Origin of the sequence: Micromonospora globosa (assembly GCF_000717585.1) — a bacterium.
In the GTDB taxonomy this organism is placed as follows: Bacteria; Actinomycetota; Actinomycetes; order Mycobacteriales; family Micromonosporaceae; genus Micromonospora; species Micromonospora aurantiaca.
Genome location: NZ_JNZR01000120.1, coordinates 1 through 201, shown reverse-complemented (window position 1 = coordinate 201; position 201 = coordinate 1). Strand labels below are relative to the sequence as shown.

Sequence of the window (201 nt, the reverse complement as noted above, 5' to 3'; positions counted from 1 at the left end):
CGGAGGAGGCTGTCGCCGAGTTGATCGGCGTGACCGGCGCGGCGGTGGACGTGGCGGCGGTGAACGGTCCGGCGTCGGTGGTGGTGTCGGGTGCCGCCGATGAGGTTGCGGTGGTGGTGGGGACTTCTCGCGAGCGGGGTTGGCGGGTCAAGGAACTGGCGGTCAGTCACGCGTTCCACTCGCGGTTGATGGATCCGATGT

At 69.2% G+C, this 201-nt stretch carries 1 protein-coding gene; it reads left to right on the top strand.

The annotated features are described in order from the left end of the window. On the top strand, window positions 1-201 hold a 201-nt coding region (locus tag IF06_RS34915), incomplete at both ends, for an acyltransferase domain-containing protein (protein WP_036312242.1).